Raw genomic sequence first — 14,445 nt, forward strand, 5'->3', positions numbered from 1 at the left:
TCCTGGAATTCATCGTGGCTCCATGCGGGGGTCGAGCCAGTCGCGCAGCGCGTCGCCCAGCAGGTTGATGCCGAGCAGCGTCAGCGCGATGCACACGCCGGGCGCGATGCCCAGCCAGGCGGCGGATTCGATGTAGGGGCGGCCCGACGACAGCATGTTGCCCCAGGTGGGCGCGGGCGGCGGCACGCCGAGGCCGAGGAAGCTCAGCGCGCTTTCGGCCAGCACCACCCAGCCGAACATCGAGGTGCCGAGCACCATCAGCGGCGCGGCGCAGTTGGGCAGGATGTGGCGCAGCATGGTGACGAGCTCGCTGTTGCCGATCACGCGCGAGGCTTCCACGTATTCCTTCTCGCGCAGCGACAGCACTGTGCCGCGCACCAGCCGCACCACGGTGGGGGTGTAGGCCAGGCCCAGCGCCAGCACGATGCCGTACTTGTTGGCGCCGGTGACGACCATGATGCCGAGCGCGAGCAGGATGCCGGGGAAGGCGAGCAGCGCGTCGTTGAAGACCATCATCACGCGGTCGATCCTGCCGCGGAAGTAGCCGGCGATCAGGCCGAGCAGCGTGCCGAGCAGCAGCGCCACCAGCACGGTCAGCGCGGCCACCAGCAGGCTGGCGCCGGCGCCGGCCAGCAGGCGCGAGAGGATGTCGCGGCCGAATTCGTCGGTGCCGAGCCAGTGCAGGCTGCCGGGCGGCTTGAGCCGCATGCGCAGGTTCAGGCGCAGCGGGTTGTAGGGCGTCCAGATCACGGAGAGCAGCGCCATCGCCGTCACCGTGGCCACCAGCAGGCCGCCTATCAGCGCGTTGGTGCGTAGTTTCATGATGTCGCCACTCGCGGATCGAAGAGAGGGTAGAAGAGGTCCACGACAAGGTTGACCAGCACGTAGATGCCCGCGGTGAACAGCAGGCAGCCCTGCACCACGGGATAGTCGCGCGCGAAGATGGCGTCCACCAGCAGCCGGCCGAGGCCGGGCAGCGTGAACACGGTTTCCAGCACGGCGATGCCGCCGAGCAGGTTGCCCAGCACCAGCCCGATCAGGGTCCAGGTGGGCGCGAAGGCGTTGGGCAGCACGTGGCGCAGCAGCACGCGCAGCTCAGACAGGCCCTTGGCGCGCGCGTGGGTCACGTATTCCAGCCGCAGCGTCTCGATCGCGCTGGAGCGGGCCATGCGCGTGAGCACGCCCATCTCGATCAGCGTCAGCGTGATGACCGGCAGCACCAGGTAGCTGGCCGCGGCGCGCCAGTCCTGGCTGAAGGTGACGTAGCCGACCACCGGCACCCAGCCCAGCTTGAGGCCGACGAACAGCAGCAACAGCAGGCCCAGCCAGAAGCTCGGGATCGACAGGAAGAAGGTGGCGCCGGCGACGATCACCGTATCGGTCAGCGAGTTCTGCTTCCACGCGGCGAACAGCCCGGCCGGCACCGCCAGCAGGGTGGCCGCGCCCACCGCCACCAGCACGATGGCGGCGCTGACCTGGAAGCGCTCGAGCAGCAGCGGCAGCACCGCTTCGCCGCTGCTCAGCGAGTGGCCGAAGTCGCCGCTGGCCATGTGCGACAGCCACAGGCCGAACTGCACCAGGATGGGTTTGTCGAGGCCGAACTGGGCGCGCAGGTCGGCGAGCTGCTCGGCGGTGCCGGCGTCGCCGAGGATGAGCTGGGCCGGGTCGCCGGGGATCAGCCGCATCAGCACGAAGACCAGCACCGCCACCAGCAGCAGCGTCGGCACCGTCCACAGCGCGCGTCTAAGCAGGTACAGCAGGAAGGACGAAGACAAGGGGGGCTCCGGTTATGTTCATCTGGCTGTGATGCATGCGGGGCGGGAGCGGCGCTAGCGCCTGGCCAGCGACACGCCCCAGGCGCGCGGCTGGCCCATCGGCCAGCCCTTGTAGCCCTTGACGTAGTCGCGCGCGGCGCTGGTGCGCATCTCCGAGTAGAAGAACACCGCCGGCACGTCTTCGAGCAGGCGCGCGTCGAGGCTGTCGAACATGGCCTGGCGCTGCGCGCGGTCCGTGGTGTTCATGCTGTTGCCCAGCAGGCGGATGGCCTCGGGCGTGTCCCACACCTTGCGCGGCTGGCGGTCCTTGGGGCCGATGATCATCTCGTAGGAGAGCGAGGCGTCGAGCCGCGCGGAGTACGTGAAGGCCATTGCCTGGTAGTCGCCGCGGTTGTAGCGGTCGAGCATGGTGGCCCAGTCGAGCACTTCCACGTCCACCTTGAGGCCGGCTTCGCTGGCCATCGCCTGCGTCAGCACGGCCATGTCGAACAGCGAGTTGTAGCGCTTGGTGGCCAGGATCTTGATGGTCTGGCCGCGGTAGCCGGCCTCGGCCAGCAGCTTGCGCGCGGCGGCGATGTCGCGCCCCGGCATGCCGGACTGCGCGCGGCCGTAGAACGGGCTGGCGCGCGGGATCACCGAGCGGTTGGGCTGCGCGGTGCCCTCGGTGAGGGCGTCCACCATCTCCGGCACGTCGAGCGTGAGCGCCAGCGCGCGGCGGATGCGCACGTCCTTGAGCAGCGGGTCGCGGGTCTGGAACAGCAGGCCGTTCAGGCTCATGGTGGGCATGCTCTGCATCACCAGCTCGGGGTGCCTGCGGTATTCGGGCAGGTCGTTGTCTTCCACGTCGAAGATCAGGTCCACGCCGCCGGACAGCAGCGCGGCCTTGGAGGCGGCCACGTCGGGGATGACCACGAAGCGCACCCTGGCCACCTCGGCGGTCTTGTTGCCGGTGTTGCCGTCGCGCTTGCCGGGCAGGGCCGCGTAGTCGGGGTTGCGCACCAGGTCGATGTACTGGCCGCGCTTCCACTCGGCGAGCTTGAACGGGCCGGTGCCGACCGGCTCGCGCCACTTGCCGTCGGGGCCGACGGAGCTGCGGTGGTAGACGCCGGCGCCGCCGCAGTCGGGCCGCGCCAGCGTTTCCAGGAATAGCGCGGAGGGGCGGTCCAGCGTGTAGACCACGGTCAGCGGGTCTTTCGCTTCCACCTTCAGCACCTTGGCCTGGCCGCGCCCGTCGAACTCGGACAGGCAGCGCCAGTTGTTGGCCGGCGTCATGTAGCGGTGCCACGAGAACACCACGTCGTCGGCCGTGAGCGGCGCGCCGTTGTGGAATCTCAGGCCCGGGCGCAGCGCGAAGGTGTAGGTCAGGCCGTCCGGCGAGGTGGTCACGCTCTGCGCCAGCAGCGGGCCCACGGTGGTGTCCTCGCGGAACGCCACCAGGCCTTCGACGATGTGCGAAACCACCGCGTCGGTGTTGGCATCGCGGTTGATGCCGGGATCGGTGGAGCGGATGTCCGCGTTCAGGCGGATGCGCAGCGTGTCCTGCGCCGGCTGGGCATGCAGCGCGGGCGCGCCCAGGGCCAGGCACGCCGCCAGGGTGAAGGTGGCCGTCAGCAGCCGGGCCAGCGGCCGCGCGGCGTTTTTTCGTCTCGTCTCCATCTCTCCTCCGGCCGCGTCAGGCGGCGACTGCCCGCCGGTGGGCGGGGGCCGCGCCATCCGTGCGCGGCTGCTGGATTTCCATGTCCAGAGTGAAGGTGGCGAAGGTGGGATGCAGCGCGGGCAGCATCGACACTTCCATCACGCCCAGCTCCGGCTCCATCACGATCATCGCCACCGTGGCCGACAGGTTGTTGCTCGTGTTCGGGCGCGGCGGGCGGCACACCGAATACGGGGTTTCGAAATCGTCGAACAGCGCGCGCTTGATGGTGTCCACGGTGATGCCGCCCACGTGCGGCAGCACCAGTTGGCGCACGCGCTCGTCGCGGTAGAGCGAGTCCGGCATCTTCTGGATGCCGAGGTCGCGCAGCTTGGACAGCGCCACCGGGCTCTGCCAGTGGTTGGCGTGCACGATCACGCCCTGCTCGGGCAGCACCTGGAAGGTCTCGTCGGGCGCGCATTCGAAATCGATGGCCACGCCGCCGGCGTGGGCCACCATCATGTTGTTGGCCGCCGACTTGGCGCTCACGTACACCGACTGCATGGCGAAGGCCAGGCGCCGCTGTTCCAGCACCTTGCGGCGGATCAGCGCCAGCGGCACGCCGAGCGTGCGGTAGTCGCGCTCGCATTCGAGGTAGTTGGCGGTGATCGAGATGCCGGCCGCGTTCATGCCCGAGCGCGCCAGCGCGCCGGCCTCGGTGAAGGTGAGGTAGTCGGGGCCGTCTTCGCGGTGCACCTTGAGCACCACCGACGATTCGGCGCATTCCGCCTTCCAGTCCCAGTTCTGCGCGTGGATCACGCGGCCGCTGGCGGTGGCGCAGGGCAGCGCCACCACGCCGGTGCAGCCGTCCGGGTCCAGCGGCACCGGCTGCTGGTTGCGCATGCGGTCGGCCAGCTTGAGCACCTCGGTGCGCGCGTTGAGCATGACCACGGCGGCGTACTCCACCTGCGCGCCTTCGGCGATGCCCTTCATTTCCTCGATGTAGGTCGCGTCGAAGGCGGCAATGGTGGGCTCGAAGGTCGCCACGATCTTGCGCAGCTCGGGCCAGCCGAGCTTGTTGCTCTCCAGCTGCCGCGCATAGTGGTCGATGCCGCGCCGGATGCGCGCGGCGGCTTGTTCGCCGTATTGCCGGCCGCGCTCGCGCGGCGGCCCGCTGACCTCGATCAGCGGGCAGTGGGGAACGGTGTCACGGAAGGCGGAATGGTCGTCGGGATGGCTGGACATGGGAGGGAGCGTTCTCGGAGTCGGATATTGTCGCGGCAACGTGGTCGGGTCCGGGCGCTGTCGCTATGGTGTAACCGCGGTGTGCTGCGGGTTGTGTTGCGGTGAAGTGTATTTTGTTGATATAAAAAAATCAACGAATACTTGGGCGGCACGCCCGCTCCCCGCGGCGGTGCATGCCGACTGCCGGCCGGGCACCACCGGCGCGCTCGGCGAACCACCTGGCGGACGCGATTTCCCTTTCCCGGTGCGAGACCATCGGTATTTTCCCCAGGCGCGTGCGCGCTTGCCGCTATGCCGCGCCGCAGCGCCATCCTGCCACCGGCGCCGTGCCGGTCCGCGGCCCGCCCGGCGACCTCCGGACACCTTCGTCCGGACCCGCCACTGCAGACCCGGCCTGCTTCCTTCGCGCCGCCGCGCCTCGCCCCCTCCGATCTGGCGTTTCGCAGCATCCCGCACGCTAAATGTATTGTTTATGGTGTTTTGGATTAACAATAGACACTTCATATTGGCGTCGCCAGCTGAAACAATGGATGCGCCAATTGATGAAATTGTCGCCATTGCGAGGGGGTGGGCACGGTTTTGTGCTGTTCATGGCACAGGACGGGCCTTTCGTGTCTGCATTCCCTCGCGACCCGATAAGACATCCTGTCACACAAAAAACACATGACTCCGGGCTTCCGCCGGGGCCGTGGCGCTTGTGCCTGGACAGGGTTGGTACACGCCGGCACGAGCCAGACCGGCACTCGACTTTGACAACGAGGGGAAACCTGAAGCATGAAGAAAACAGCATTGGTGGTGGCGGCCCTTGCGGGGCTGCCCGGCAGTAGCGCGTTCGCGCAGTCGTCGGTGATGCTGTATGGCGTGGCCGACGTCGGCGTGGAGTTCGCCAATCATCAGAAGGGCGCCGGCGACAGCGTGGTGCGGATGCAGTCGGGCAACCTGTCCGGCTCGCGCTGGGGGCTGCGCGGCGCGGAAGACCTGGGCGGCGGCATGCGGGCCATCTTCGCGCTGGAGAGCGGCTACAACGTCGACGACGGCAAGAGCGGGCAGAGCGGGCGGCTGTTCGGGCGCCAGGCATGGGTGGGGCTGAGCACCGCCTATGGCTCGCTGACGCTGGGCCGCCACAACACGCCGATGTACGACATCGGCGTCCAGTACGATCCGATGGGCATTTCCACGCGCTATTCGATCGGCGTGCAGGACGACGTCTTCCAGTCGCGCGCGGACAATTCGCTCAAGTACACGGGCAAGTTCGGCCCGGTGACGGCCAAGCTGCTGTACAGCTTCGGCGCCGACGGCACCGCCGGCACCAATGGCGAGGTGCCCGGCCATTTCACGGTCGGCCGCGAATACGGCGCCAGCCTCGCCTACGAGAGCGGGCCGCTGGCCGTGGCTGCCGTCTATGACGAGCAGGACGGCGACACCGTGGCGAGCGAGGGCGACCGCACGCGCAAGGCGGCGCTGGTCGGCACCTACGCCATCGGGCCGACCAAGACCTACCTGGGCTACCGCTACGGACGCACCATGACGGCGCCCCTGAACCAGACGACGAACCTGTACTGGGCGGGCGTGCAGTGGGACATCACGCAGGCGTGGTCGCTGACCGGCGCGGCCTACTACCAGGACTTCCGCGCCTCCGGCGCCGATCCGTGGCTGTTCATCGTGTCGGGTGGCTATGCGTTCTCGCGCCGCACGGACGTCTACCTGAACGTGGCCTACACGCGCAACAAGGATGACTCGAACCTGGGCACCGGCGGCTTCGGCTCGACCGTGCCGGGCAAGAACCAGACCGGCGTGCTGCTGGGCATCCGGCACAAGTTCTGAGCGGCGCGAGGCAGGCGGGCCAGGCCCGCCGCGCCTTGCGCGCGGCGAGCGGCTACTCGTCCTTCACCTTGCTCAGGTAGGACGGCAGCGGCGGCTGCTTCATCCTGCTGACGATGTCGAAGCGCAGCATCCAGCGTTTCCTGGCCTCGTTGATGTGCTCGTACAGCAGGCTCGCGGTGCGCTGCGGGTCGTCCGAGAGCAGGGCGTCGATGATCTGCAGGTGTTCGGTGAAGGCGTCGTTGATCAGTTGCCCGGGAATCTGCAGGTACGGGTCGGCCAGATACCGGGTCGGCACGAACAGCACGTGCGTGCGCGCGAGCGCGACCGTCATTTCCTTGTTCGGGCAATACGACAGCAGGCGGATGTGCAGGTCCGTCTCCGCCTCGTCCATGTCCTTGGCCTCGCGCTGTCCGCTGGCGATCTGCGCGGCCAGCTTGTCCCGCACGCCTTCGAGCCAGGCGCGCGGCACGCGCGCGGCCGCCTGCACCAGCGCCACGGGCTCGACCAGGCAGCGCATCTCGAACAGGTGGCCGATGCGCTCCTGCGTCACGCGCTCCGCGATCCAGTGTCCGCCCTTGTCCTTCGACAGCATGCCGACGCTGTGCATGCGCGCCATCACGTCGCGCGCGACCGTGCGGCTGACGTCGAAGTGTTCCGCGAGGCGTTCCTCGGTGATGCGCACGGTGCCGAACAGCACGCGCGTGCACAGCTCCCGCTCGACGGCGGCATACATGCGCTGCCACTGCGGCTCGCCGGTCAGGTCGACCTGCTCGAGCGTGGCGACGCGGCCCGCGCATTCGCCCCGGGCCTTGCCCGCGACCCGGTAGCCGCGCCCTTCGTTCTCGACGAGCAAACGGTCCGAGCACAGCATGGCGAGCGCGATGCGCGCGGGCGAGCGGCCGATGCTGAACGACCTCGCCACCTGCGCCTCGAGCAGCTTTTCTCCCGGAGCGATGCGCCCGCTTTCGATCATCTCGCGCAGCAACTGATAGGTGCGATGCTGGATCGATCCGCCAACCTCCGCATCGTTGGATGCGGCGGGCGGGAAACTGGCGCTGGTGGACAACTGGCTCATGGGCAGGAAGAGTGGACGCGATGGTTGAACCATACTACCGCACTTGCGCCGCGTACAGCCGCCGACGCTACCGCCGCCTCCTCCATGCGCTCAGGCCAGGAACGTGCCGATTTCCCGGTCGATCCGGCCCGCCGTCTCCGGGTCCGCTTCGGACGCCGCCAGATGCCCGTCCTGGCTGGGCAGCTGGACGAGCTGGCAGTCCGCGATGTGCTGCGCCGCCCAGATGCCTGCCTCGACCGGGTTGTAGAGGTCGAGCCGCGGCACCGCGATCAGGGTCCGCGCCCGGATCGCGGCGAGCGCCCGCGCCGTGTCGCCGCCGAAGCCCGGCGTGGTGCCGACGTCGTGGGCGTCGTAGGCCCACGACTGGTAGATCCAGTCGAGGGGATCGGCCTGCTGCCGGCGCCACCATGCCGTGCGCCGCGCCAGCCAGTCGTGCATGCCGTCCAGCGTGGCATCGGCGACATCGGCGGCAAAGCGCGTGGGGCTGCGCATGGCCAGGATGTGCGTGACCGCGACCCACGCGGTCCAGTCGACCTCCGCCGATGATCCGGCGCCGCCCGCGCGCAGCGCGAGCCGGGCCGTCTCGTTGAGCGCCTGGGACCAGGGCGCGGTCTTCGCCATCGGCACCAGCGCGACGATGCGCGACATCGCATCCGGATACGACACGCCCCATTGCAGCGCCTGCATGCCGCCCATCGACGCGCCCGCCACCGCGTGCAGCGACGCGACGCCGAGCTGCTCGAGCAGCCGCTTCTGGCTGCGCACCATGTCGCGGATCGTGAAGCGCGGAAAGCGCTCGCCCGGCTGCGTGGCCGAGTTCGACGGCGACGAGGACAGGCCGTTGCCGAGCGCGTCGACGACGATGGTCGTATAGCGCGCGGGATCGAGCGCGCGGCCCGCGCCGATCAGGAAATCCAGCCGGTGGTGCGTGCTGCCGATGGCGCACAGGCCGAGCACGACCGGTTTCGACTTGTCGCCCAGGTCGCCGTGCACGACGTAGGACAGGCGCAGGTCGTCGATGGCCTCGCCCGATTCGAGCGGGAAGCGGCCGAGCGCCGCGCCGCGGTGCGGCGCGTCGATCCATCCGTCCTGCAGGGGAGGATGGCGCGGGATCATAGCTCGATCACGGCGCGGATGTCGCTGCCCGCCGCGAGCCGGTCGAGCCCCTCGTTCACCTCGCCGAGCGTGATCGTCGAGGTCACGTATTCGTCGAGCTTCAGCGTGCCGTCGAGATACGCCTGCGCCAGCGCCGGAAAATCGCGCGCCGGCTGCGCCGCGCCGTAGCTCGAGCGCACGATGCGCTTCTCGCCCATCAGCGCGCCCCAGCGGAACGCCATCTCGGCGTCGGCCGGCAGCTTGCCGAGCCACACCACCTGCCCGCCCGGGCGCACGAGGTCGACGCTGGCGCGGAACCCGGCCGGGTTGCCCGCCGCCTCGAACACATGGTCCGCGCCGCGGCCTTCGGTCAGCTCCAGGTGCAGCGCGCCGAGCGTGTCGTCGGCAACCAGCGCGTGCGTGGCCCCGAGCTTGCGCGCGACCTCGAGCCGCTGCGCCTGCCGGTCGATGGCGATGATGCGCGCCGCGCCGGCCATGCGCGCGCCCTGCACGGCCGACAGCCCGACCGCGCCGCAGCCGATCACCGTCACCGTCGCGCCTGGTTCCACCTGCGCGACGTGCGCCACCGCGCCGTAGCCGGTCATCACGCCGCAGCCGATCAGGCAGGCGCGCGCGAACGGGATGTCGCGCGAGACCGGAATCGCGCAGTCCTCGCTGACCACGCACAGCTCGGCGAAGCTGCCCGAATACATCAGTTGATGCACGGGCTGGCCGTCCCACGCCAGGCGCGGACGCCCGTCGAAATGGAACGACTGCGCCGCGTGGTCGCGGTAGGGCTGGCACAGGACATGCTGCTGGCGCCGGCAGTAGAAGCAGGTGTTGCAGTGCGGGTTCCACGACGTCACCACGTGGTCGCCGACCGCGACGCTGCGCACGCTGCGCCCAATCCATTCGACCACGCCCGCCGCCTCGTGCCCGGGCACGAACGGCAGCGGCGTGCGCAGGTCGCCGCGCACCGCTTCCAGGTCGGTGTGGCACAAGCTCGTCGCGCGCACGCGCACGACGACGTCGGTGTCTTCCAGCGCCGCCAGATCGAGCGATGCGACCCGAAGCGGGCTGCCCGCTTCGACCATGACTGCTGCATTGAATCCCAAACCGTCTCCCTCCGTTGATCGTTGCGCCCGGCCGCGCTCAGCGCTGCTGGGCCGCGCCCTTGTACAGGATCTTCCAGTTGCGCTCGCCGATCTGCTGGTGCAGCGCGACGAACGCCGGGTCCAGTTCCGCGGTCGGCCTCGGCTCGTGCTCGAACGTGTTGAAGGTGTCGGTGCCGCGCACCAGGGTGGCGCTGTCCTCGCCTTCGAGCTGGCGCACGTAGGTCGGGATGTAGCGGATCGCGTAGCCGATGCGCCGGTTGGCCGAGTCGTTGGGCGGCGAGCCGTGCACGATGCGCACGTGGTGCAGCGACATTTCGCCCGGTTCGAGCTCGATCGACACCGCTTGCGACGCATCCACCTCGACGGCGATTTCCTGGCCGCGCGTGAGCAGGTTGTTGGCCGAGAACGTGTCGCGGTGCGGTATCTGGTCCAGCAGGTGCGTGCCGGGGATGACCTGCATCGCGCCGTTGGCGCGGTTGCTCTCCGACAGCGCGACCCAGGCGGTCACCACGTCGGGCTTGGACAGGCCCCAGTAGGTGGAGTCCTGGTGCCACGACACGAAGGCGGGGTCGTGCGCGTTCTTGATGAAGAAGCTGCTGGCCCAGGCGAGCAGGTTCTCGCCGTAGAGGTCCTCGATCGCGTTGACCACGGCATCGCTGCCGACCAGTTCGTTGAGCCACGGGAACAGCAGGTGGCTCTTGAGGTTGAGCGCCTTCTTCACGAGCGGGCTGTCCGAATGCTCGAAATCTTCGAGCCGCTTGCGCAGCTCCAGCGCCTTCTCGACCGGCATCACGCGAATCGGCGCGACGTAGCCGAACTTCTGGAAGTGCTCGACCTGTTGCGGAGTCAGTGACTTCAACATGCAATCTTCTCCAGTGAATTGTTATGTGGGTTGTGTGACGTGGTGATAAATGGTGAAACAGTGGTGATGAACCGGTTGTCAGCCCGCCAGCGCGCGCGCCGGCGCGCCCGTGACCGTGACGTGCGGCACGCCGCGGGCCGGCATGCGGAACCCGCCGTCGAGCAGGATGCGGCCATCGGCTTCGCGCACGTCGGTGATGCCGCACAGCGCCATCGTCATGTCGAGTTCTTCGCGGATGATCTCGAGCGCGCGCGTCACGCCCGCCTCGCCCAGCGCGCCGAGCGCGTACAGGAACGCGCGGCCGATGTACACGCCGCGCGCGCCGCAGGCGAGCGCCTTGAGCACGTCCTGCCCCGAGCGGATGCCGCCGTCCATGTGCAGCTCGATCTCGCCGCGCACGGCCTCGGCGATGCGCGGCAGCATCGAGATCGTCGACGGCGCGCCGTCGAGCTGGCGCCCGCCGTGGTTCGACACGATCAGCGCGTCGGCGCCGCAGTCCAGCGCGATCCTGGCGTCCTCGGGGTCGAGGATGCCTTTGAGGATGAGCTTGCCGTTCCACTGGCTGCGCACCCACTCGATGTCCTTCCAGGTGAGCGTCGGGTCGAACTGGTTCTGCGCCCACTCGGCCATCGAGGCGATGCCGGTCACGCCCGGCGCGTGCCCGACGATGTTGCCGAACGTGCGGCGCGGCGTGCGCAGCATGCCGGCGCACCACGCCGGATAGCGCGCGAGGTGCGCGAGATTGCGCAGCGTGAGCCGGGGCGGCGCCGACAGGCCGTTGCGCAGGTCCTTGTGCCGGCGCCCCTGGATCTGCAGGTCGAGCGTCAGCACCAGCGCGGAGCAGCCCGCCACCTGCGCGCGCCGGATCAGGTCCGCGATGAACACGCGGTCCTTCATCATGTAGAGCTGGAACCAGAACGGCTTGGTGGTGTGCGCGGCCACGTCCTCGATCGAGCACACGCTCACCGTCGACAGCGTGAACGGCACGCCGAAGCGCTCGGCCGCGCGCGCGGCGAGAATCTCGCCGTCCGCGTGCTGCATGCCCGCGATGCCGGTCGGCGCCAGCGCGAGGGGCATCGACACGGCGTGCCCGGCCATCGTCGAGGTCAGGTTGCGCCGGCTGAAGTCGACGGCCACGCGCTGCCTGAACTTGAGCCGCGCGAGGTCGTCCTCGTTCGCGCGGTAGGTCGATTCGGTCCACGAGCCGGCGTCGACGTAGTCGTAGAACATCTTGGGCACGCGGCGTTTGGCGCGCTGGCGCAGTTCCTCGATGGTGGCGAAATGGGTCATGTCGGTACGGCTGGCAGGTTGGAATGAAGAGGCGAGGGCCCGGCGGCGCTCATGCGATGCCCGGCTCGAACCGCGGCTGGCGCTTGGGCGTGCGCACGCAGACCGCCACCAGGATCGCGCCGAGCGCGGCAATGAGGCCCGTGAGCAGGAACGCGCTCTTGAAGTTGCCCGACCACTGCACCAGGAAGCCCGTCAGCGCCGGCGCGACGATGCCCGCGAGGTTGGCGATGAAGTGGATGAAGCCGCCGATGGCGCCAACCCGGTCCTTCTCGACCGTATCGAGCACGATCGCGAAGTAGGTGTTGTACGAGGCGTACATGAAGAACACCCCGGTCGCCATCAGCGCCACGGCGCTGGTGAGTTCCGTGACGGTGCCCGTGGCCGCGATGCAGGCCGCGCCGGCGCCGAGACTGGTGATCAGCACGACCTTGCGCGCGAAGATCGCCCGGCCGGTGCGCCGGAACAGGTAGTCGCACACCACGCCGCCGGCGATCAGGCCGGTGGCGCCCACCGCCCACGGAATCACGCTGACCACCGCCATCTTCTGGATGCTCAGGTGATGCGCCATCGTCAGGTAGCTGGGGAACCACGACAGGAAGAAGTAGAGGATGTAGGCGTAGCCGAAGAACGCGAACGCGGTGGCGAGAATGGCGGGCTGCAGCAGGTACTCGCGCAGCGGCGTGACGGTGCCCGGGGTGGTCTCGCGCGGCGCTTCCGCGCTGGCCGTGGCGGGCTCGTCGGGCGCGACTTCGGGGTTGTCCTTGGCCATCAGCAGCCAGCTTATCACCCACAGCAGGCCGACCGAGGCGATGATGACGAACGACACGCGCCAGCCGACGCTGACCGCGAGGAAGCCGACGATCGGGCCGGCCAGCGCCGCGCCCAGCGACTGTCCCGAGTTGGCGATGCCGATCGCGCTGGCTTGCTGCGCGCGCGGGAACCAGTTCGAGACGAGCTTGTTGATGTTGGCGCAGAACGGCCCTTCGCCCATGCCGAAGACCACGCGCACGGCCAGCAGGCTGGCCAACCCGACCGTGGTCGCGGTGAGGCCGCAGAACAGCGACCAGACCAGCATCGACACGGTCAGCACGCGCTTCGGGCCGAAGCGGTCGGCCGCGTATCCGCCGACGAAGCAGAACAGCGCGTAGCCGACGAAAAAGCTGCTGAAGACGATGCCCAGTTGCGCCGGGTCCAGATGCAGTTCCTGCGCGACCAGCGGCGCCGTGATCGACAGCGCCGCGCGGTCGAGATAGCTGATCGCCCCGCCCACGAACAGCAACCATATGAGCGTCCAGCGCGAGCGTGTCTCCATGAGTGTCTCCTTTGTTGACTGCTTTGTTGACTGCTTTATCGGCAGATGCGCTGCCTGCGTCTTGATGTTATTTGGTACATTGCATCCAATGTGCATTCAGAGTAATGACGGGGTCGCGGGATGTCAATGTGGCGATGGCTAGTGATTACCCTTGGTGCGTGTCCGGATGCCTGCCGGGGGATGCCATGCGCCGTGGTTTGCGCGGTTTGCGCGGACGTGACGGAGCAGCGGCCCGCGCAGGTGCGCGGGCCGCCGCCGTTGTGCTCCCCCGTCCAGTTGTAGTCGTTTTGGCGGTTCTTGCCGCGTATTGCCGTATTGCCGTATCGCCGTATCGCCGTATTGCCGTGCCGGCGAGGTCAGCGCGCCACTGCCGCGCCGAACGCCACCACGGTCGAGCGCTGCTCGCCGAGGCCGGCGATGCCGACGGTCATGGTCTGTCCCGGCTGGAGATAGACGGGCGGCTTCAGGCCCATGCCGACGCCGGCCGGCGTGCCGGTCGCGATCACGTCGCCCGGCTGCAGGCTCATGAACTGGCTGATGTACGACACCAACTCCGCCGCGCCGAAGATCATGTCGCGCGTGCTGCCGTCCTGGCGCCGCACGCCGTCGACCTCCAGCCACAGCGCCAGCGCCTGCGGGTCGGGCACCTCGTCGGCGGTGACGAGCCACGGGCCCAGCGGGCCGAAGGTGTCCGCCGCCTTGCCCTTGTCCCACTGCCCGCCGCGCTCGAGCTGGAAGGCGCGCTCGGAGACGTCGTTCACCACGCAGTAGCCGGCCACGTGCGCCAGCGCGTCTTCCTTCGTCACGTAGCGCGCGGTCTTGCCGATCACGATGCCGAGCTCGACTTCCCAGTCGACCTTCTGCGCGTCGCGCGGGATCTCGACCGGATCGAACGGCCCGTTGATCGAGCTGGTCGCCTTCAGGAACAGGATCGGCTCCTTGGGCGCCGCCATGTTGGCTTCCTTCGCGTGGTCCGTGTAGTTCAGGCCGACGCAGACGAGCTTGCCGACCGCGCCGACGCACGGCCCGAGCCGCTCGCCCGGCGCGACCGCCGGCAGCGTGCGCGGGTCGAGCGCCGCGACGCGCGCGAGCGAGCCGTCCGCGAGCGCCGCGCCATGCCAGTCGTCGACCACGCCGACGAGGCTGCGCACCTGTCCTTCGTTATCCAGCACGCCCGGCTTCTCGGCGCCGGGCTGTCCCCACCGTACCAGCTTCATGT

The 14,445-nt window shown here is 69.0% G+C and carries 12 protein-coding genes; 1 reads left to right on the forward strand and 11 read right to left on the reverse strand.

Annotated features, from left to right (window positions below):
* Positions 1-9 precede the first annotated feature (9 nt).
* Genes ACWTPI_RS24725 through ACWTPI_RS24740 form a run of 4 tightly spaced genes read right to left on the reverse strand, consistent with a single transcriptional unit; the run spans position 10 to position 4,653 of the window.
* Positions 10-822 (reverse strand): ABC transporter permease, encoded by an 813-nt coding sequence (locus ACWTPI_RS24725; protein ID WP_020201534.1) that lies wholly within the window; start codon positions 820-822, stop codon positions 10-12.
* Positions 819-1,775, reverse strand: coding sequence for an ABC transporter permease (locus ACWTPI_RS24730; protein WP_059413967.1), 957 nt, complete (start codon positions 1,773-1,775; stop codon positions 819-821). The genes ACWTPI_RS24725 and ACWTPI_RS24730 overlap by 4 nt, the downstream gene beginning before the upstream one ends.
* 54 nt (positions 1,776-1,829) lie before the next feature.
* On the reverse strand, positions 1,830-3,431 hold the full coding sequence (locus tag ACWTPI_RS24735) for an ABC transporter substrate-binding protein (RefSeq protein WP_231586587.1): 1,602 nt from the start codon (positions 3,429-3,431) through the stop codon (positions 1,830-1,832).
* 16 nt (positions 3,432-3,447) lie between these two features.
* Complete coding sequence (locus ACWTPI_RS24740) at positions 3,448-4,653, reverse strand: C45 family autoproteolytic acyltransferase/hydolase (protein ID WP_020201531.1); 1,206 nt, start codon at positions 4,651-4,653, stop codon at positions 3,448-3,450.
* A 774-nt stretch (positions 4,654-5,427) separates the two neighbouring features.
* Between ACWTPI_RS24740 and ACWTPI_RS24745 the strand changes: the two genes are divergently transcribed.
* The gene (locus ACWTPI_RS24745; protein WP_454733025.1) at positions 5,428-6,477 is read left to right on the forward strand and encodes a porin; all 1,050 of its coding nucleotides are present in this window, start codon (positions 5,428-5,430) and stop codon (positions 6,475-6,477) included.
* A gap of 52 nt (positions 6,478-6,529) precedes the next feature.
* Here ACWTPI_RS24745 and ACWTPI_RS24750 read toward each other — a convergent pair whose 3' ends face one another.
* The 7 genes from ACWTPI_RS24750 to ACWTPI_RS24780 form a co-directional block, all read right to left on the reverse strand.
* Positions 6,530-7,552, reverse strand: coding sequence for a GntR family transcriptional regulator (locus ACWTPI_RS24750; RefSeq protein WP_082079922.1), 1,023 nt, complete (start codon positions 7,550-7,552; stop codon positions 6,530-6,532).
* 90 nt (positions 7,553-7,642) lie between these two features.
* Positions 7,643-8,668, reverse strand: coding sequence for an alpha/beta fold hydrolase (locus tag ACWTPI_RS24755; RefSeq protein ID WP_454733026.1), 1,026 nt, complete (start codon positions 8,666-8,668; stop codon positions 7,643-7,645).
* Positions 8,665-9,762 carry a Zn-dependent alcohol dehydrogenase gene (locus tag ACWTPI_RS24760; protein ID WP_196812844.1) on the reverse strand — a complete coding sequence of 366 codons (1,098 nt, stop codon included), beginning with the start codon at positions 9,760-9,762 and terminating at the stop codon, positions 8,665-8,667. The genes ACWTPI_RS24755 and ACWTPI_RS24760 overlap by 4 nt, the downstream gene beginning before the upstream one ends.
* A gap of 37 nt (positions 9,763-9,799) precedes the next feature.
* Positions 9,800-10,624 (reverse strand): phytanoyl-CoA dioxygenase family protein, encoded by an 825-nt coding sequence (locus ACWTPI_RS24765; RefSeq protein WP_020201526.1) that lies wholly within the window; start codon positions 10,622-10,624, stop codon positions 9,800-9,802.
* Between the two features lie 78 nt (positions 10,625-10,702).
* Entirely contained in the window at positions 10,703-11,914 is a 1,212-nt protein-coding gene (locus tag ACWTPI_RS24770) for an alpha-hydroxy acid oxidase (RefSeq protein ID WP_454733027.1), read from the reverse strand.
* Between the two features lie 49 nt (positions 11,915-11,963).
* Positions 11,964-13,226: an MFS transporter gene (locus ACWTPI_RS24775; RefSeq protein WP_020201524.1), complete on the reverse strand. Its 1,263-nt coding sequence runs from the start codon at positions 13,224-13,226 to the stop codon at positions 11,964-11,966.
* Between the two features lie 356 nt (positions 13,227-13,582).
* A complete protein-coding gene (locus tag ACWTPI_RS24780; RefSeq protein ID WP_454733028.1) occupies positions 13,583-14,443 on the reverse strand; it encodes a fumarylacetoacetate hydrolase family protein in 861 nt (286 codons plus the stop codon).
* Between the last annotated feature and the right edge of the window lie 2 nt (positions 14,444-14,445).

The organism is Cupriavidus ulmosensis, from assembly GCF_977008105.1.